19 protein-coding genes and 1 pseudogene are annotated in these 17317 nt (G+C 52.3%); 9 read left to right on the top strand and 11 right to left on the bottom strand.

Annotated elements, in window-relative coordinates:
* Positions 1-163: 163 nt before the first annotated feature.
* Together rpmF and IJ22_RS05890 are read right to left on the bottom strand one after the other, a co-directional pair.
* Positions 164-337, bottom strand: coding sequence for a 50S ribosomal protein L32 (rpmF, locus tag IJ22_RS05895; protein ID WP_062407904.1), 174 nt, complete (start codon positions 335-337; stop codon positions 164-166).
* Between the two features lie 36 nt (positions 338-373).
* The gene (locus IJ22_RS05890; RefSeq protein ID WP_054818952.1) at positions 374-901 is read right to left on the bottom strand and encodes a YceD family protein; all 528 of its coding nucleotides are present in this window, start codon (positions 899-901) and stop codon (positions 374-376) included.
* Positions 902-1040: 139 nt separating this feature from the next.
* Between IJ22_RS05890 and IJ22_RS05885 the strand changes: the two genes are divergently transcribed.
* On the top strand, positions 1041-2303 hold the full coding sequence (locus IJ22_RS05885) for a nucleotidyltransferase (protein WP_062407902.1): 1263 nt from the start codon (positions 1041-1043) through the stop codon (positions 2301-2303).
* Here the strand turns inward: IJ22_RS05885 and IJ22_RS05880 are convergent.
* A complete protein-coding gene (locus tag IJ22_RS05880; protein ID WP_235594264.1) occupies positions 2287-3372 on the bottom strand; it encodes a SepM family pheromone-processing serine protease in 1086 nt (361 codons plus the stop codon). The two genes, IJ22_RS05885 and IJ22_RS05880, sit on opposite strands and share 17 nt — an antisense overlap.
* Before the next feature lie 142 nt (positions 3373-3514).
* On the opposite strand from IJ22_RS05880, the gene IJ22_RS05875 reads away from it, so the two are divergent.
* Positions 3515-4774: a nucleoside recognition domain-containing protein gene (locus IJ22_RS05875; RefSeq protein ID WP_062407898.1), complete on the top strand. Its 1260-nt coding sequence runs from the start codon at positions 3515-3517 to the stop codon at positions 4772-4774.
* Positions 4775-4837: 63 nt separating this feature from the next.
* Here the strand turns inward: IJ22_RS05875 and coaD are convergent, their stop codons facing one another.
* The gene (gene coaD / locus IJ22_RS05870) at positions 4838-5362 is read right to left on the bottom strand and encodes a pantetheine-phosphate adenylyltransferase (RefSeq protein ID WP_054818951.1); all 525 of its coding nucleotides are present in this window, start codon (positions 5360-5362) and stop codon (positions 4838-4840) included.
* A gap of 40 nt (positions 5363-5402) precedes the next feature.
* Positions 5403-5963: a 16S rRNA (guanine(966)-N(2))-methyltransferase RsmD gene (gene rsmD / locus IJ22_RS05865; RefSeq protein ID WP_062407896.1), complete on the bottom strand. Its 561-nt coding sequence runs from the start codon at positions 5961-5963 to the stop codon at positions 5403-5405.
* A gap of 465 nt (positions 5964-6428) precedes the next feature.
* Between rsmD and sda the strand changes: the two genes are divergently transcribed.
* The 5 genes and pseudogenes from sda to IJ22_RS27265 all read left to right on the top strand — a co-directional run.
* Positions 6429-6578: a sporulation histidine kinase inhibitor Sda gene (sda, locus tag IJ22_RS26985; protein WP_082660703.1), complete on the top strand. Its 150-nt coding sequence runs from the start codon at positions 6429-6431 to the stop codon at positions 6576-6578.
* Between the two features lie 288 nt (positions 6579-6866).
* On the top strand, positions 6867-7052 hold the full coding sequence (locus IJ22_RS05860) for a PLDc N-terminal domain-containing protein (RefSeq protein WP_418007113.1): 186 nt from the start codon (positions 6867-6869) through the stop codon (positions 7050-7052).
* 300 nt (positions 7053-7352) lie between these two features.
* Positions 7353-7529: a hypothetical protein gene (locus IJ22_RS05855; protein WP_235594263.1), complete on the top strand. Its 177-nt coding sequence runs from the start codon at positions 7353-7355 to the stop codon at positions 7527-7529.
* Positions 7530-7623: 94 nt separating this feature from the next.
* Entirely contained in the window at positions 7624-7767 is a 144-nt protein-coding gene (locus IJ22_RS26250; RefSeq protein ID WP_160327348.1) for a hypothetical protein, read from the top strand.
* A gap of 29 nt (positions 7768-7796) precedes the next feature.
* Positions 7797-8750, top strand: a pseudogene (locus IJ22_RS27265) (transposase); the annotation flags it as partial.
* Between the two features lie 220 nt (positions 8751-8970).
* Here the strand turns inward: IJ22_RS27265 and gloA2 are convergent.
* Positions 8971-9357, bottom strand: a complete 387-nt coding sequence (gene gloA2, locus IJ22_RS05845) for an SMU1112c/YaeR family gloxylase I-like metalloprotein (protein WP_201023621.1) — start codon at positions 9355-9357, stop codon at positions 8971-8973.
* Positions 9344-10102 (bottom strand): cyclase family protein, encoded by a 759-nt coding sequence (locus IJ22_RS05840; RefSeq protein ID WP_062407892.1) that lies wholly within the window; start codon positions 10100-10102, stop codon positions 9344-9346. The genes gloA2 and IJ22_RS05840 overlap by 14 nt, the downstream gene beginning before the upstream one ends.
* A 288-nt stretch (positions 10103-10390) precedes the next feature.
* Between IJ22_RS05840 and IJ22_RS05835 the strand changes: the two genes are divergently transcribed.
* Together IJ22_RS05835 and IJ22_RS05830 are read left to right on the top strand one after the other, a co-directional pair.
* Positions 10391-11677, top strand: coding sequence for a DNA polymerase IV (locus tag IJ22_RS05835; protein ID WP_062407890.1), 1287 nt, complete (start codon positions 10391-10393; stop codon positions 11675-11677).
* Positions 11674-12018: a YolD-like family protein gene (locus tag IJ22_RS05830; RefSeq protein ID WP_062407888.1), complete on the top strand. Its 345-nt coding sequence runs from the start codon at positions 11674-11676 to the stop codon at positions 12016-12018. Before IJ22_RS05835 ends, IJ22_RS05830 begins: the two co-directional genes overlap by 4 nt.
* A 138-nt stretch (positions 12019-12156) precedes the next feature.
* Here IJ22_RS05830 and IJ22_RS05825 read toward each other — a convergent pair whose 3' ends face one another.
* The 4 genes from IJ22_RS05825 to IJ22_RS05810 all read right to left on the bottom strand — a co-directional run bounded on the left by IJ22_RS05825 (position 12157) and on the right by IJ22_RS05810 (position 17304).
* Positions 12157-13494 (bottom strand): right-handed parallel beta-helix repeat-containing protein, encoded by a 1338-nt coding sequence (locus tag IJ22_RS05825; protein ID WP_062407886.1) that lies wholly within the window; start codon positions 13492-13494, stop codon positions 12157-12159.
* 112 nt (positions 13495-13606) lie between these two features.
* A complete protein-coding gene (locus tag IJ22_RS05820) occupies positions 13607-13894 on the bottom strand; it encodes a stage VI sporulation protein F (RefSeq protein ID WP_054818944.1) in 288 nt (95 codons plus the stop codon).
* Positions 13895-14396: 502 nt separating this feature from the next.
* Positions 14397-16451, bottom strand: coding sequence for an ATP-dependent DNA helicase RecG (recG, locus tag IJ22_RS05815; RefSeq protein ID WP_062407884.1), 2055 nt, complete (start codon positions 16449-16451; stop codon positions 14397-14399).
* 1 nt (position 16452) lies between these two features.
* Complete coding sequence (locus IJ22_RS05810) at positions 16453-17304, bottom strand: DegV family protein (RefSeq protein WP_054818943.1); 852 nt, start codon at positions 17302-17304, stop codon at positions 16453-16455.
* Positions 17305-17317: the final 13 nt, after the last annotated feature.

Raw genomic sequence — 17317 nt, 5'->3', positions numbered from 1 at the left:
GTAAGCAGGAGCTTTTCTTTTCACTCCTCCCACTGAACACTTCATCTTATGACCAAGTCATAAAGAAAAGTATAAAGGATTCCTGTTTAAAATGGAAGTTGGCCGGCAAAAAAAATAGCGCCTCACCCCAGAGGGAAGCACTATTTTCTCGAACCGTATGCGATTACTGGTTCACGATCTCTCTTTTTTTGTAATGACCGCAAACTTTGCATACACGGTGAGCCATTTTCAACTCTCCGCAATTGTCACATTTAATCATGCCCGGAACTTCTAATTTAAAGTGAGTACGGCGCTTGTCACGGCGCGTTTTGGATGTTCTCCTTTGAGGTACTGCCATATTCCCACCTCCTTCAACGAATTCATTGCCGCCCGCCTACGATTGATCTTTAAAGAAATCCGCCAGTCCGGCCAGACGCGGGTCCACCTTGTCCTGGTGGCAGCCGCAAGCCTGTTCGTTTCTGTTGGTTCCGCAAACGGGACACAGCCCCTTGCAATCTTCACTGCACAGCGGAATGAACGGCACGGCAAGCATCACGCTCTCGACCAGATAAGGCTTCAGCTCTATTCGATCCTCTGAGACGTAAAGCACGTCTTCCTCGTTCTCTTCTTCGTCATCGGATGCATCCAGCAGCTTTTCTTCGCTTTTGACGAACGTTTCGTGAAACGGAATCGTCAAATGTTGAGCTACCGGAGCAAGGCATCGGGAACAGGCTTGTTCCACATCGATTTCCAGCTCTCCGGAAACTTCCGCAGCACCGGCTTGATCCTGCGCCTCCAGTCGGACGTGCAGGGGACCATAATCCAGCAAGCTTCCCGATTTCGGAAGAAACCCGGTCAAATCCTCGGTGCCTTCCAGCCGGATCGTGCCTTTTGCAGCCAAATCCTTTAAATGTATAAACACGAGATCACCCCAAACAAACAAAGATTATTATATCGACAACCGTTACATTTTGTCAACATTTTCAGTTCGTGCTATAGTGAATAATCATGTGTCTATGTTGTGAAAATGCACTGTACAGCATGAACGGAGGACATTCCCTATGCGAACGGTCGGTTTAATTGTCGAATATAATCCGCTGCATAACGGTCACTACTATCATTACCAACAATCGAAAAAGGTTACGGGAGCGGACAGTGCGATTTGTATCATGAGCGGTCATTTCCTTCAACGGGGCGAGCCGGCCGTCGTCAATAAATGGGCGCGCGCCGAGATGGCGCTGCGCATGGGCGCCGACCTCGTGCTGGAGCTGCCTGTCGCCTTCTCCGCCCAGCCTGCGGAATGGTTTGCTTACGGAGCGGTGTCCGCTTTGGACGCTACCGGGATCGTAGACAGCCTGTGCTTCGGCTGCGAGAGCGGCAGCATCGATTGGTTGAAGGCGGCGGCGGACAAGCTGCACCAGGAGCCCGAAGAGCTGGCACGGTTGCTGCAGCTCGAGCTGAAAAAAGGCATGCCGTATCCGGCGGCCTACAGCAAAGCGGTATCTCATCTTCTGCCCGGGGCCAAGGAAGAAGAATTGGCAAAGCCGAACAATACGCTCGGGCTTCATTATGTGATCGCGCTGCGCCGTCTTCAAAGCCGGATTGAACCGTTCGCGATCACAAGAACGAAAGCGGAATTTAACCAGGCGAATATCACCGATAACCGGATTGCCAGCGCTACGGCCATCCGACGGATCCTGATGACGGACCGGTCGCTTACGGGCATCCGACCTTTCGTGCCCGCCGCAACACTGGAGATCATGACCCGCGAATGGAAGGCCGGCCGCGGACCGGTCGATTGGGAGCGCTTTGCGAAGCCGCTGCTGCTGCAGCTGATGCATCACAGCCCGGAGCAGCTTACGTCCTTTCATGAGGTGACCGAGGGGCTTGAGCACCGTATCCGCAAGGCGCTGGCGGACCTTCGTCCGGATACCGACGGGGACGCAGCACAAGCTTTGGTGGAGACGCTGATCGACAAGCTCAAAACGAAGCGGTACACGCGAACCAAGCTGCAGCGGACCCTGTTGCGTATCCTGCTGAACCATAGCAAGCAGGACCTATCCCCCGAAACGCTGCGGCAGGGCGTTCCGTATTTGCGGGTGCTGGGCTTCAGCCCGAAAGGACAGGAGCTGCTCAAACGGATGAAAAAAACGGCGAAGGTGCCTATCGTCACCAAAGTGACCACAGCAGCCTCGCCGCTCCTGGAGCTGGATATCCGCGCAACATCCGTCTATGCCTTGGGCTATGCGTCGCCGACACCGGACGATTGGTTCAGAGATTATTACGAAGCGCCCATTCGTATCCGGTCTAACTGCTTGGCTTGACCGGCAAACCGGCCAAGTACTGCAAAGCCTCATCCAACGTTCCTACGGGAACGACGGTCATGTCCGTACCGATTTCTTCAGCCCGCTTCTTTGCATCCGTATAGTTGGGGATCGTTCGACCGTCCGGCGTACGGTAATCCTTGGGGCTGAAGAAAATGTCGGCTCCCGCCCGGTCGGCTGCGACAACCTTATGTTGAATGCCCCCGATCACCCCAACATTGCCTTCCGGGTCAATTTCACCGGTGCCTGCGATTTTGTACCCTTTCGTAATATCTTCCGGTACAAAACGGTTATAAATCTCAAGCGCAAACATCAGCCCGGCGGAGGGGCCGCCGATGTTCCCAGCCTTAATCGACACTTGTTTGCTTTCGTCTTCCGCCTTAACGCTGTGAACCTCTGCAGGAACGATGCCCAATCCGGCTCTTTGCCTATGGGCACCTGCCGGAGCAGTGGCGTCCTCGCTTGGCAGAACCGCCAAAGCGATGTTGCCCGTCCGGATGACGTTTCCCCGCTTATAGCTTATGGCCGCCGTATCCCCTGCTTTTTTATTCGCTAACGACGCCCTTAATTCATCCGCCGTTGTAATGAGCTTATCATCCACCTTGACGATATAATCCCCGGCCCGAAGGATCTCATGAGCCGGATAATCGGGATAAATATGCTCGACGACGACCCCGTCATGGCTGATCCGATATGGAATGTTCAACTTGTTATAGACAGCCTGAATCGCATCCGCTTGCGATGTCATCATGACGACCGCTTGCCGCTGGGTATATTCCGATTCGGACTCTCCCTTGCGCAGCAGGTCCTCCTTTAAACGCAGCTCCTGATAAGGGCTTATAAACGACATCAGGTACCCGTACACCGTTGCATCGCTTACCGCGACCGTCGTCAGCATAAACTGCCCTTTCTCTTCTTCGGACGCAGCCTGCTCCACTTGAACCATAGGCTGTATAACATCGGCCGTGCCGGGTTTGAAAATATACAGCGGCAGCGGCATGAAATAAATGAGATACAACAAAGCTATGGCAGTGAAAACCGAAAAAACGATGCGTGACGCCCGTTTCATATGTCGAGCCTCTCCCATAGAGCGTTTCCCCACCCGTTCCTTATGATAACCATCTCTCTGTATGGTGCGTCGGCATGGTCTAATCCATGCGGACAAAGCGTAAACATGTACCAATCTGATTTAAAAAGCTGGAGTGATTCGGATGAAAGCGTTGCAGGCCCTTCTCTCCCCACGCTTGACTACGTTGTACTTAGGCGCTGCGGCGCTTGCTTTGGTGATCAGCATCATCTTGTTCCCCGACCAAGCCTTTCAAGCCTCCCTTCAAGGCTTGAGCCTCTGGTGGAAGCTTGTGTTCCCGGCGCTGCTGCCGTTCCTGATCATTACCGAGCTGCTGCGCGGGATGGGAGTCCTGCACGGCCTCGGCGCATTGATGGAGCCTTTGCTGCGCGCACTCCTTCGGCTCCCCGGCGCCGGAGGCTGGGTAATCTCCCTCGGCTTCACGGCAGGCATGCCCGCCGGAGCCGCAGGGGTAAGCGCACTTCGCAAGGACGGGCTGCTTACACGGGAAGAAGGCGAACGGCTGTTGGCCGTTTCCCATATGTCCAGTTCCGTATTTATGATCGGCGTCGTCGGCGTCGGTTTCCTCGGCAGCCCTGCCGCCGGACTCGCGCTCGCCATTATCCATTATGCCGCGGCCCTGCTCATGGCCGTCTTTCACCGGTTCGGTTCCGGAAGGTACGCTCCCGTGAAAAAACACGCCGGAAAAGGCTGGATCTCTCACAGCTTTCAAGCGTTTTATGAAGCGAGGGTCCGCGACGGCCGGACGTTCGGCAAGCTGCTGGGTGATGCCGTCTCTTCCGGTGTGCAGCAGCTTTTCATTATTGGCGGGTACATCATGATGTTCTCCATACTGGTCCATGCCCTGTCCCTTACCGGCCTGCCGGAGGCGCTGGCTTCCGCCGTTTCCCTGCTCGGAGCAAATCCAGGCGACGCGCTTTCGCTGATCTCCGCACTATTGACCGGTTTATTCGAACCGCACCTGGGCGCTTACGCGATGGCGCAGGCGGCCGGTGCATCCCAAAGTTCGTTCTTTTATGCGCTTCTCAGCATGCTGCTGGCTTGGGGCGGCCTGTCCACCCATGCACAAGTCAAAAGCCTGACCGTCTCGACGGATCTGCGGTATTTGCATTTTGTACGGTCGCGCATCCACCATGGAAGCATCGCCTTTGTGCTGACGCTGGTCTCCTGGAAGCCGCTAATGAGCTGGATGAGCCAAGAACAGCCCGTTCTCGCCAACTATGGTATCTACGGCTCCGATTGGGATGCCGGACGCGACAGTCTCTGGCCGTTCATTAGCCCGATGATGCTCCAGTTCGGAACCGTCATCTTGATCCTTCTAGTGCTTTCGGTGTTCGCAGCCTTTCTCTTTTACCGGGGACGCCAAAGGAACGGTCCGCTGTAAAGGAATCTGCGGTAGCCCGGCGATGCAGGAGTATTAAGGAACAAGGCGTTTTTTCTACGCGGCCTAAGCCTTTACCCCGGTTCCATATTTGCCCTTCAGCGCCTTTTCTACCTCGGGAGGCACCAAATCGACCACCGGCCCGTGGAACCGGGCAACCTCTTTGACGATACTGGAGCTTAAGTACGAGTATTTGGGCGTGGACGTCATAAAGAACGTCTCAATATCATCTTTCAGCTTTCGATTTGTCGACGCCAGCTGCATCTCATATTCGAAATCCGAAACCGCGCGCAGTCCTCTGACGATAAGATTCGCGTTTTTTTTCTGCATATAATTGATAAGCAAATCGCGAAACCCGTCGATTTCTACATTCGGCAGATCGGCCGTCACCCTGCGCAGCAGTTCCATTCGCTCCTCCAGCGTAAACAGCGGATTTTTGCTCGTATTGTTCAGCACCGCCACCACCAGCTTATCGAACACCTTGGCAGCCCGGCGAATAATGTCCAGATGCCCGTTCGTCACAGGATCAAAACTTCCTGGATAAACCGCCACTTGGAGTCTTTGATTGGTTCCCTGCTCTTTTACGTCCATTTGTATGGTCAGCCCCCTATAACATTGCCCTTTGATGTTTCTATACCCTTGTACGGTTTTGATAAATCGTTATCGCCGTATCCCCGTATTCCGCCCGGCGTACCTGTTCCAACATTCCATAGGATTCCTCATGCCGGTCCTGCGCATCATGCTCGACGACGACGCGAGCTTCACCGGCCAGCAAGCCGCTCTGCTGCAATTGCTCCAGCAGCTCCCCGATGATCTTTAACTTGTATGGCGGATCCACAAAAACCAGATCAAACCGCGCCTCCCGTTTTGAAAGCGCTTTGATGGCGCGAAAGGCGTCATTGCGGTAAATCTCAGCCCGGTCCGAAAAGCCGGTGCTCTGAAGATTGTGACGGATCGTGTCGATCGCTTTCCTGTCCATATCCGTCAGCACGGCCCGGTCCATTCCGCGGCTGAGCGCTTCAATACTGAGCCCGCCTGTCCCGGCGAACAAATCCAGCACTTGTCCGCCGTCGAAATAAGGTCCGATCATGCTGAACACCGCTTCTTTCACCTTATCCGTTGTGGGCCTCGTCCCCATACCCGGCACCGCTTTGAGCGGCCGCCCTTTGGCACTGCCCGATATGACTCTCATCTTACAGCCTTCCTTTACCTGCGTAGTAATGCTATCGTACCATAAACAAATTCTTTTGCACAAAAAATCTAAAAAAATTTTTCCGGCCGATGTATATCTTGGTTCCGATCGGGTCATCCTTATATCATCGACATCCGAAAATGTCGTAGACAACCGCGGAGAAGACTTACGTTCCCCATAAGCTCTTCGTCCGGTTTCTCCTCTCCCATGAAGGGGCCTCGTCGCGAGACGGGGCCCTGAATTATTATGATCCCCCTCGATCAAGCCTCGATGATAACCATATACCCAAAATCCTCTTTCTTCCATTAATATTACTTTTTGTATTCATTCGCCGGATCGGCATTTTGAACTATGGTGTACGGGTTATATAGGTAAACGAATTTGATATTTCTATTGATTCCATTTCCGGATATTCTGTACACGGTGAAGGGATAGGATCCATTCGCTATCAAAGGAGACATTTGAGTGCGAAGGATATCTGACGTTGCACTAATCCATGCGTACAAGCTAGCCATTGAACTTGATTTAGACAGGGACTTTATAAAAATGCTTGAGAAGGAGATCGAACGCAGAGGGATGAACATTCCAACTCTGCTCAAAAAACAAGAAGAGTAGAAGTCACCGCTATTACTGACTGATTTAACTATAATCTGAAGGGCGGATGGATTCTACTCCTTTCACTGGTGGGGCATCATGCCCCACCTTATTCTGGTACTTTTCGAGGCTCATGAGCCAGCCGGTTGCATTGCTGCTCTGCAGCACCGTAATCATACCAGCCGATACACCCGGCTCAAAAGAGCGGATTTTTTTATATTGAAACTTCCAAATTTTCGTTATAATCAGGAATAGAATACAATTCGAGGTGAGAGAATGGTTGTGGAACCAGGCTTTATGTTTAGCGGTATGATCATTTTTGTTTTCGTATTTGGCCTTGTGCTTTCTGTATTACATATCGTTTTAAGCATTTGGGCTTATCGGGATGCTTTGAGCAGGGGCAAAAGCCAGGAATATGCGATTATCGTGCTGTTTGGCCTACTGTTTTTTCCAGTGATGGGCCTTATCGTATATTTAGTCATCCGAAATGATTGAGCGTTAACCCAGGGCCTCTGTCGCTAGACGGGCCGTTATGATAAGCCTTAAATCAAGCATGCCTTTTGTTAGTCTACGGGCATTGGCCAGTAAGGTTCTATATGTGTGATATCGAGCGGTTTTCATCATAAACCCCCGGATGAAACAATAAACGAAATTGCAAACGGAATCAGCGCTCTGCTTGTTGTCATATCTCATTTTTATGGAGAGGCGTTTTTTTGCCGTGAAAGATTTACATAAAAAGAAACGGTTCTGTATACCATACAAAGGATAAAAATCCCCGGAAGGACGATGAATACAATGGACAATGAAAAGGATTATCTCAACGATACATCCAATACCGCTGCTGGCATCAATACACCACCCGATCAGCAGGATGTGGCCGCAACCGATTTACTGAATGATTTCGTTGAACAGACAATGGATAATATACAACATGCCTTCGATGGCGATGATGAAGATTCCAATAAAAAATAAAGGGTGCGTCATTTCACTTATCTTGTACAAGCGCGGACACGAATTCTTCCTTTCAGCCGTACACTGATTGCAAATACCGAAAGGACGGATCGCGATGAACAAGATGGTTGAGCATGCTATCAAGGTGCTTACGGAAGATAAAGACATGATCCAAATGTTTAAGGATATGGAAGTGCTGCAGAAAGAATTGGAAGTGCTGTTCAAACAAATGGAAAATTTGAAAAAACAAAACAAATAGTGCAAGGGGGTGTCCCATAAGTCACCGAGGTGACGGGGTACCCCTTTTTCATTTTTGTAAAACAAAAGGTGTGCGCCTACACCCAGCGGATCTATTTCTCACGTCAGATCGCCAAAGCCGTCCGCGAAATTATCATGTTCATGTGGCTTGCGGCCAGACAGCGGCCGGATTTCCACACCATTAACCGCTTCCGCTCCGAGCGGATGAAAGATGTCCTCGAAACGGTTTTTACAGCCATTTTAGGTTTTCTTGTCGAGGAAAAGTACGTCAAGCTGGAGCACTATTTCGTTGACGGAACCAAGATCGAAGCCAATGCCAACAAGTATACGTTTGTATGGGGAAAGGCAGTGGTAAAGCACAAGGCCAAGCTGCAGGAAAAAGTGAAGACACTGTTTGCGAGCATCGAAGCGGCAGGGCAACAGGAAGAACAGGAAGAGCAAGGCCGGGATCTGCCAGAGCTCGGCGAAGCCGCCAGCCTCACAAGCGAAAAGCTGGAGAAGGCGGTTCAGCAGTTGGAGGAGCAATTGCAAAACAAACCCAAAGACAAGCCATTGAAAAAAGCGGTACGGGTTCTGCGGAAGGACTTGCTGCCCCGACTGCAGAAGTATGAACAGAATCAAGCGATCTTGGGATAACGGAACAGCTGCAGCAAAACCGATCTGGACGCAACGTTCATGCGAATGAAGGAGGATCACATGCGAAATGGGTAATTGAAGCCCGGATACAACGTACTGATCGGAACGGAAAACCAATTTATTGTCGGTTACAGTCTGCATCAGCGTCCAACGGATACACGCTGCTTGAAACCGCATCTGGAGAAAGTGAAAGCGGCTCTAGGCAAACTGCCGGATACAGTCATTGCCGATGCAGGGTATGGCGGAGAAGAAAACTACGCCTATTTGGAGCAAGAAGAAGTTCAGGCCATTGTCAAATACAGCACCTACCACAAAGAGAAATCGAAGAAATGGCAACTGGAGGTCGGGTGGCTTTCCCTTGCCCATAATTTATTAAAGTGGGCGACGATGAACCAAAAAGGTCGAGTAAGAGTGCAAGTATAGCCCTTTACTCGACCTTTTTTTCTGTATGGAAACGAGAAGTTAAGAAAACAGGGCCGTCCCTGCGTAGTTAAAAACTACTTATGGGACGGCCCCTTTTTGCGCTTCGAGGCTTTGCGCGAGTGCGTCATGATCAAGCAAGCGTTCGTTATTTCTCATACAGCTCGAGCGGAAGCGCATCGGGGTCGGAAAAGAAAGTGAACCGCTTTCCCGTTGTTTCGTCGATGCGGACGGGCTCGACTGCAACGCCTTGATTTTGCAGCTTTTGGACCGCCTCTTCGATATCGTCCACCTCAAAAGCCAGATGCCTCAACCCCTGCGCTTCCGGGTAGCTGGGTCTTGGCGGAGCGCCCGGAAAGGAGAACAGTTCGATCTGATGATCCTTCCCTACCAGCAGGTCCAGCTTATAGGAATTTCGTTCCGCCCGGTACGTTTCGCGGATTACCGGAAGACCGAGCACCTCCGTGTAAAAAGCTTTGGATTTCGCATAGTCGGAGCAAATGATAGCGGCGTGATGTATTTTATTGATGTTCAGCATGATGAACAGATAACCTCCTGGCCTCATTCTTCGGGATCCAAGCAACCGCCCGAACCGGTGAGCCGGAACCGCCTTTAATCTTGAGCGGAAAACCGATAAAGAAGGATTCTCCGGCAATCCGCTCCAATCCTTTCAGGTTTTCAAAAATGGTAATGCCATTCCCGAGAAGCTGATAATGTGCCGGATAGCCGTCTGAATGCGAACTGTCAACGGCCAGCGTATCGCATCCCACAGCCTTTATTTTTTTGGATGCCAGATAGGCGGCAGCTTCCTCGCTCAGACCGGGCCAACTGGCCGTGTAGGTTCGGCCGGCGGATCGCGGCGTCCAATACCGGTCCCAGCCAAACCGGAATAATACGATATCCCCTTCTTCAATGGAAAAATGTTCCCTTTCCCACGAGAGCACCTCTTGCCTGGACACCAGATCCGAAGCTTCATAGCTGGAGAAATCGAGGGTCAACGCCCTTCCCATACAATGCTCCAGGGGTGTTTCCGCCATATACCGGTGTGCAGGCTCCCCTTCCTTCAAGAAGTGTCCCGTAGCATCTACATGCGTACCGCAATGTTCATTGATGAGCAGTTGGCACACAAGCGCCGGACTTCCTGTCTCGAACGAATCCCACTTGGTATGAAAATAGCGCGAGTGCGTCGGATAAACCGGCATATCCTCCTCCAGCACATGGGTTAAATCGATCATTTCCATGCTCTCAACGGCATGAAGCAGATTTCGAACACTGCTCATCGTTTCTCATCCTCCTCACAGGTTATGACCCATCCAACCATAGACCCTCAGGCCAAATAACGGCACGCAGAAGTTCATAAACGGAAACAAACGAACGCCCAAGCCTATCCGGGACGTTTATCTCTTATAACCATTATCTTCCATAGGCGCCGCTTATGTCCAGCCTTCTCCCCCCAATATCGGGTCTCGGAAAAAATTACCTGAGGCTCTCCTATTGAAATACGAATATTTGTTCGCTATCCTGTGTATGTTAAGAACATACGTTCTGTAAGTGAGGGTGAACATCATATGCTGACTTCCGTTTCAACTTCTAACAAGAGCGCGCGCACCATCATGCTGGCGGACTGTCAGTCGTTTTATGCCAGCGTAGAAAAAGCGGATCACCCGGAATACAAAAATAAACCCGTTGCTGTGGCGGGAGATCCCGCACGCCGGTCCGGAATCATTCTGGCCGCTTGTCCTATAGCCAAAAGCTATGGAGTAACCACCGCCGAACGGCTTGGCGAAGCATTGAACAAGTGCCCGGATCTGGTTGTGGTACGTCCCCGCATGCAGCATTATATCGATGTTTCGCTGATGATTACACAAATCTATGAAGAGTATACCGATCTTGTTGAAGTATTCAGCATCGACGAGCAATTTCTGGACGTTTCGGCAAGCTTGTCCATTTTCGGGGATCCTGTAACGATTGCCCGGTCGATTCAACAGAAGGTCCTGAGGCAAACCGGGGTATGGGTGAGGATCGGAATCAGTTCCAACAAAATACTGGCTAAAATCGCAACCGATATATGGGCCAAAAAGAATGAGAGCGGCGTGTTTACCCTACCCGCTTCACAAGTGGAAGATTTACTGTGGCCTCAGCCCGTAAATAAGATGTTCGGAGTCGGCTCCCGTATGACGGCTCATTTTACCCGCTTTGGCATGCATACCATAGGCGATATCGCGAGAACGCCGCTTCCGCGCCTCAAAGCTCGATTCCGTGCCTATTTCGGCAAGCAGTCGGATATCCATGCCGAGGTGATGTGGCGGACGGCGAACGGCCTGGATGAAAGTGTGGTTACTCCCAAAACCTTTGATACTCCGCCCAAGTCCATCGGACACATGATGACTTTACCCAGAGACTACACGAAAACGACCGAGGTGGACACGATCCTTCTCGAGCTCACGGAGGAGGTCTGCCGCGACTGCCGGCGTAAAGGATATATGGGTTCCGTAGTGACGGTGAGCTGCATGTGCAGCCCCTACGAAGCACCGACCGGATTTTCCCGCCAGATGAAGATGCCGGACCCTACGAATCATACGAATACGGTATTCAAAGCCGTGAAGAAGCTTTTTTATCGCTTTTGGGACCATATGCCAGTACGCCGCCTCGGCGTCACCTTAAGCCAGTTGACGAATGATCAAAATTATCAGCTTACTTTATTCGAGGATCAAGAAAAAATCAGGTCTTTAGAGAAAGCAACTGACTTGATAAAGGATCGGTACGGGAGCTCGGCCATTGTACGGGCTTCTTCGCTGACTGCGGCCGGCCAAGCCGTGGAGAGATCATTGAAAATCGGAGGACATTATAAATGAAAGACAACAAATTGACACCCGGCAAAAACATCCTATGGGAGTCCTCACGCATGATGCTGCCCGAGCATAAGGAGCAATTGCTCCGGCACCGCCGCGAGCTCGGCAGACAAGAGAAGCCGACGCTCGACGAGCAGCGCTTGGAGGAGCTTGGACAGACGCTCGGCATCGCGCTCCATGAAGACGCGGCGCTGCGCCTTACACTGTATGATAACGGGGAGCGCAAGTCGATCGACTGTACGATTCTGCAGGCCGATCTGCATCTGCAGCGGATCAAGGTACGCTGCAGTGAAGGCTCCACATGGGTAAGGCTAGCCGACTTGATCGGCGCCGAACTGCTGTGAGCAGACTCTCTCTTACGCAGCAGGAGAAATTCCCTCGCTTCATATTTTCTTGCGCTTCCATAAAAGAAGGGGATCCGGGCGCGGGAAGGCATATAACAGCCGGCATCACTGCACTAATCCGGCATCGGACGGTATCCGTCAGAAGCCGCTTTTTGCCGTATCCGTCCCTTGATCCGCAAGGGCTTCGCCATTCCCTGTACCGGAATTGCCGTATACCGTGTTGCTTTCACAGCGGGCGCTGCCGAGCCGGATGGCTGCCGAGGAGCAGCTAAACAGCGTATTGCCTGATACCAGGTTGCTGCGGCACCGGGCCCCGCTCCCTTCGCCCTTGGTATTCAGCAGGATGCCGGTTTTCACACGCCGGACGTCGTTGCCTGTCACGGCATTGCCATCGCTGTTCAGCAGGGCAATGCCTTCCGGCGCGCCGTCGACCTTATTGCCGGAAATGAGATTGCCCGCCGGACGCTCCAGCTCCGCCGTTCCTTCTCCTTCAAGCATAATGCCCGTAAACGCCGCCCGGGAAATGACATTGTGCTGAATCAGATTGTCCGTGCTGTAGCTGCGCAGCAGGATGCCGCGAGAACAGCTCGTCTCGTCCTTGGCCAATCCGGCGCCGGAAGCCGTGTTTCCTTCAATCCGGTTATGCGAGCAGGGCTTGATCTTCGAGGACACGACCACAAAGGCGTCTTTGCATTTCTCCGCCGTATTGCCGGATACGGTCGAATAGGAGCATCCTGCCGACAAATAGATGCAGGGTCTGGGCAGCTGCACAAACCGGTTATCCGTAATCCGAAGCCCTTCTCCGGATTCGGCCACGATACCGTATCCCTCATTATCATTACCCGCTGAAAGCAAGGAATTGAACAAGCAGCCGCTCACTGCAACATGCCGGCAATCCGTGATCCGTATGCCGTTTGTAATCTTGGAGAACGAGCAATCCCGTATCCGAACATGCTCGCAATCCTTGAGGTGAACCGCCCGTTCCGGATCTGCGAATACTTCCTGATACAGATTTCCGGTCCCCTCGAATCCAAGACTTTCCACTTCGGCATGCTTCACACCGTTGCCAACCATCAGGATCAAATGAGACTGAAGCGACTTGAGCACCGACCTCTGGCTGGATGCTCCAAGCAGCTTAACATTAGAGTAAAGCACAAGGCTCGAATTCAAATAATAGGTACCCGGAGGAAAATAAACGATGCCCCCTGTCCTCACAGCCGCATTCATGGCGGATTGGATGGCGGGTGCATCGTCCACATTGGTTCGTCCGAGATTGCCTGCCCCGTAATCCTTCACATTATGCCAAATCGGCGACTCCTGCTGGACAGCGCCAGGCAGTGCAGCAGCCGACGCCGTACCCCAGCCCGTACCTGCTCCTGATGCCAGCATCATCGCCGTGGCCGAACCGACCGTGGCCAACAGCTGACGGCGCGTCAACCCTCTACTGCCTTGCTCCGGCTTTTCCGAGTGTGACATTCTCTCTCCCCCTATGACAAAAACTAGCAATCTATTCAAAATTATAACTTTTGCTGCGCCGCTTGACAATGCATCCTTCACTTGAACCCTGCAAAAAAAAACACGTTCCGCTTCAGCGGAACATGCTCCACAGCTTAATCAAGTGAAACGTATTATTCGGATCGATTTTTTGGGAGATCACAAAATTGACCAGATGCTCCGTCTGCTGCTCCGTTACCTTCTCGCCGAGCACCTTGGTCAACGTCGCGACAAAGCGGCGCACCTTCACCCGGTCCTGCAAATCGTACTTGTTTACGCCCTTCAAAATCATTTTGACACGTTCTTTGGTTTCCGGGTTTTTCATTTTCAGCTTGATCCGCTCCACCTGCGCGGGATCAAAACCGAACTTTGTATAGCTCATTGAGCTGCACCTCCGCTTTCACGTAAGTAGAGTGGACTTCTATACCACACACAGTAAGTCTATGACGGAGGGCTTGGCCATGTGTACCTATTTATTGTTCCACCCCGCCGCAGCTGTGACCCCGAACCACCTTGGAAGGCCGCATATTTTAATACCAGGACATCGATGACAGTCGGCTAACCATTTAAACAGGTTTTCATCTCCAAGCAAATACGGTAATATAGAACTTGTCGAATATTATCGAATAAGGGCGGATAGAAATGGACAACGGAGGAGTTACAAAGGAAGAGCTTTCTTTATTGCTATCCCATAATTCCAAAAACCTTAGGGAATCATTCACATCTGTTGAACCTAATACCAGTACTTTTATTCCTAGGTCCAAGCGGCATAGACGAAGAAAAAAGTGGCTTTCTCTTCCATGGAAGGGCAAGGGCTAGCCTTTATCCGTGAAAAAAGCATCCCGGCAGGTTTATGCTCTGCCGGGACTTTTTTATGAGGAATATCAGTCCATCAGGTCATTATCGAAAATGCGCTCGCGCTGCAAATATTCACGAAGCGACGCATAACCGGCCCCGGTCCAAAAGTCGGGTCGTCGCACCATCTCGGCAGCGTCATCACGCGCCTGCTCCATGATTTCAAAGTCAGTCACCATATCCGCGACCCGGAAATCTGGAACACCGCTTTGTTTGGTGCCGAAGAAATCACCGGGACCGCGCAGCTCCAAATCCCGCCGCGCGATTTCAAACCCGTCGTTTGTCTGAGTCATCACCTTCATCCGCTCTTTTCCGACCTCATTCTTCGGATCGGCGATGAGCACACAATAAGATTGGTGCTCGCCGCGCCCGACCCGGCCCCGAAGCTGATGAAGCTGTGACAGCCCGAACCGGTCGGCATCGTATACCACCATCAGAGTGGCATTCGGCACATCGACGCCAACCTCAATAACGGTCGTGGATACAAGTACCTGCACCCGCCCGGCGCTGAATTCGCGCATGACCTCATCCTTCTCGCCGGGCGTCATCCGGCCGTGAAGCAAACCGACTTTGTATTCGGGAAAAGCGTACTGCAGCTGGGCATGCACATCGATGGCGTTTTGCACGTCGAGCTTCTCGGATTCTTCAATCAACGGGCAAATGACATAGGCCTGCCTGCCGGCAGCCACCTCGCGGCGAATGAAACCGAGCACCCGCTCCAGCATGTCGTGTCCTACCGCGTACGTCTTGACCGGCTTACGCCCCTTCGGCAGCTCCCTGAGTGTAGATACATCCATATCCCCGAAAGCGGTGATGGCCAACGTCCGCGGAATCGGGGTCGCCGTCATCGTCAGCACATCGGGATTTAAACCCTTGCGGCGCAAAATACTCCGCTGCTGAACGCCGAAGCGGTGCTGTTCATCCGTCACCACAAGCCCCAGGTTCCGGAAGAACACGTCCTCCTGAATGAGCGCATGGGTACCGACTATGATATCGGTGAGCCCCATTTGCAAGGAGGCAAGCACCTCACGACGCTGCTTGCCCGTCAGGCTACCGGTGAGCAGGGCGGTTTGAATGCCGTAGGGCTCGAACAAGCGATCAAGCGATCGTTTGTGCTGTTCCGCCAAAATTTCCGTCGGAGCCATAAGCGCCCCCTGGTAGCCTGCTTTTACAACGGCAAACAAGGAGGCCGCCGCCACCACGGTTTTACCGGCCCCGACATCTCCCTGCAGCAGCCGGTTCATCGCATAGTTTTGCTGCAGGTCATGAAGAATTTCAGCCAACACGTTTTTTTGCGATTCCGTCAATGCAAACGGCAGGCTGCGTACAAAGCTGCGCACCCCCGGCAAATCGACAGGATGCGCAACCCCGTCGGCCCGTTGATGATGAAGCGCGCGGTAAGCCTGCATCTTAAGCTGAAACAAGAACAGCTCTTCATACACCATGCGGCGTCTGGCCCGCTGGCCCTGCTCCATCGATCCGGGCAAATGCAGCAGGGAAACAGCCTGCTTCCTCGGAAGAAGATCGTATTTGCGAAGCAGCTCGGCAGGAAGCACCTCCGGAATCATCTCACCGAATTGCAGCAGCGCTTGTTTCATCGTTTGCCGGAACCACTTCTGCGTGATCGATCCGCCCACCGAATAAACAGGCTGCAGCGTGCCGATCTGCGAAGTCCCCCGACCCGGAAATTCCGCTTCCGTTACCGTCAGGCTCATCCTTTTTTGAACCCATTTGCCTGTCAATATTATTTCGCTGCCCGCGCTCAGCTTGTCCTTCAAATAATGCCGGTTAAACCAAACGGCCGTAATGAACAATCCGTCGACCACGATTTTACAGCTCATACGGGATTTCATCCGGCCATACATTTGGACCTGAGGAACCCCTGCTATCTTTGCCTGCACCGTAATTTTGTCGCCATCCTTCACCTGCGTCAAATCCCGAAGCGTGTAATCCTCGTAGCGGAAAGGATAATAATCGAGGAGCTCCCCGACGCTCGTAATCCCAAGCGCGAGCAACTCCTCAGGCTTCTTGCCTTTGACGCCGGACACCTTCGTGACCGGAAGCGAATATAAATCAATGGTCATATCAGACAGGGAGCGCAAATGCCGCTACGGTTCCAGGCCCGACATGGGTGCCGATCACGGGGCCAATGTGTGTGTAATGCACGCTCTCTATAGTAAAATGCTGCGCAATGAGCGACTTCAGCTCTTCCGCCGTATCCCGTCCGGTCGTATACGCGAGGATCAAGTGAATCGGCTGGCCGCCCAAGTCCTGCTGAAGCAGCTCGACGATCCGGTTCATAGCCTTTTTCTGCCCGCGTATTTTATCTACGGAATACACTTCCCCTTCTGCGTTAATAGACAAAATGGGCTTAATGTTCAGCAGCGATCCGAATAACGCCGCCGCTTTGCCGATACGGCCGCCCCTCTGCAAATATTCCAGCGTGTCGACCAGGAAATACAGCCGCTGCGTTTGACGCATCTTTGCAATCAGCTCTAATATTTCTTCCTTGCTCTTTCCCTGCCTCGCCGCCTCGGCAGCTGCTACGACAAGCATTCCAATGCCGTAAGAAGCTGAACGGCTGTCCACCACTTCAATATCCGCATCGCCTTCGACCATGGATTTGGCCAGTACCGCAGACTGGTAAGTCCCGCTCATCCTGGATGACAAATGAATCGAAATAATTGGACCGCCGCTCTCCTCCGCCAGCTTTTGATACAGCTGTTGAAATTCCACAGGAGACGGCTGGGAGGTGGTCGGCATATCGTTGGACTCGGTCAACCTGCCATAAAACTGCTCCGGTCCGATATCTACAGCATCCCGAAGCACTTCTTGACCGAACAACACCTTTAACGGCACCATAGCGATGCCAAGCTTCTCCCGAAGGTCGGCCGGTATGTCTGCCGTACTGTCCGTTACAATTCGAACTTGACTCAAAAAAGCTGCCCCC

Source organism: Paenibacillus naphthalenovorans, from assembly GCF_001465255.1.
Lineage (GTDB): Bacteria > Bacillota > Bacilli > Paenibacillales > NBRC-103111 > Paenibacillus_G > Paenibacillus_G naphthalenovorans.
Note: the sequence above shows the minus strand (reverse complement) of the source record. Positions and strands in the feature narration are given on the sequence as shown.

Coding starts and splice junctions, on each gene's coding strand:
- rpmF (WP_062407904.1), bottom strand. CDS start 337: ATGGCAGTACCTCAAAGGAGAACATCCAAAACGCGCCGTGACAAGCGC.
- IJ22_RS05885 (WP_062407902.1), top strand. CDS start 1,041: ATGCGAACGGTCGGTTTAATTGTCGAATATAATCCGCTGCATAACGGT.
- IJ22_RS05880 (WP_235594264.1), bottom strand. CDS start 3,372: ATGAAACGGGCGTCACGCATCGTTTTTTCGGTTTTCACTGCCATAGCT.
- IJ22_RS05875 (WP_062407898.1), top strand. CDS start 3,515: ATGAAAGCGTTGCAGGCCCTTCTCTCCCCACGCTTGACTACGTTGTAC.
- coaD (WP_054818951.1), bottom strand. CDS start 5,362: ATGGACGTAAAAGAGCAGGGAACCAATCAAAGACTCCAAGTGGCGGTT.
- rsmD (WP_062407896.1), bottom strand. CDS start 5,963: ATGAGAGTCATATCGGGCAGTGCCAAAGGGCGGCCGCTCAAAGCGGTG.
- IJ22_RS05860 (WP_418007113.1), top strand. CDS start 6,867: ATGATCATTTTTGTTTTCGTATTTGGCCTTGTGCTTTCTGTATTACAT.
- IJ22_RS05855 (WP_235594263.1), top strand. CDS start 7,353: ATGGACAATGAAAAGGATTATCTCAACGATACATCCAATACCGCTGCT.
- IJ22_RS26250 (WP_160327348.1), top strand. CDS start 7,624: ATGAACAAGATGGTTGAGCATGCTATCAAGGTGCTTACGGAAGATAAA.
- IJ22_RS05840 (WP_062407892.1), bottom strand. CDS start 10,102: ATGAGCAGTGTTCGAAATCTGCTTCATGCCGTTGAGAGCATGGAAATG.
- IJ22_RS05835 (WP_062407890.1), top strand. CDS start 10,391: ATGCTGACTTCCGTTTCAACTTCTAACAAGAGCGCGCGCACCATCATG.
- IJ22_RS05830 (WP_062407888.1), top strand. CDS start 11,674: ATGAAAGACAACAAATTGACACCCGGCAAAAACATCCTATGGGAGTCC.
- IJ22_RS05825 (WP_062407886.1), bottom strand. CDS start 13,494: ATGTCACACTCGGAAAAGCCGGAGCAAGGCAGTAGAGGGTTGACGCGC.
- IJ22_RS05820 (WP_054818944.1), bottom strand. CDS start 13,894: ATGAGCTATACAAAGTTCGGTTTTGATCCCGCGCAGGTGGAGCGGATC.
- recG (WP_062407884.1), bottom strand. CDS start 16,451: ATGACCATTGATTTATATTCGCTTCCGGTCACGAAGGTGTCCGGCGTC.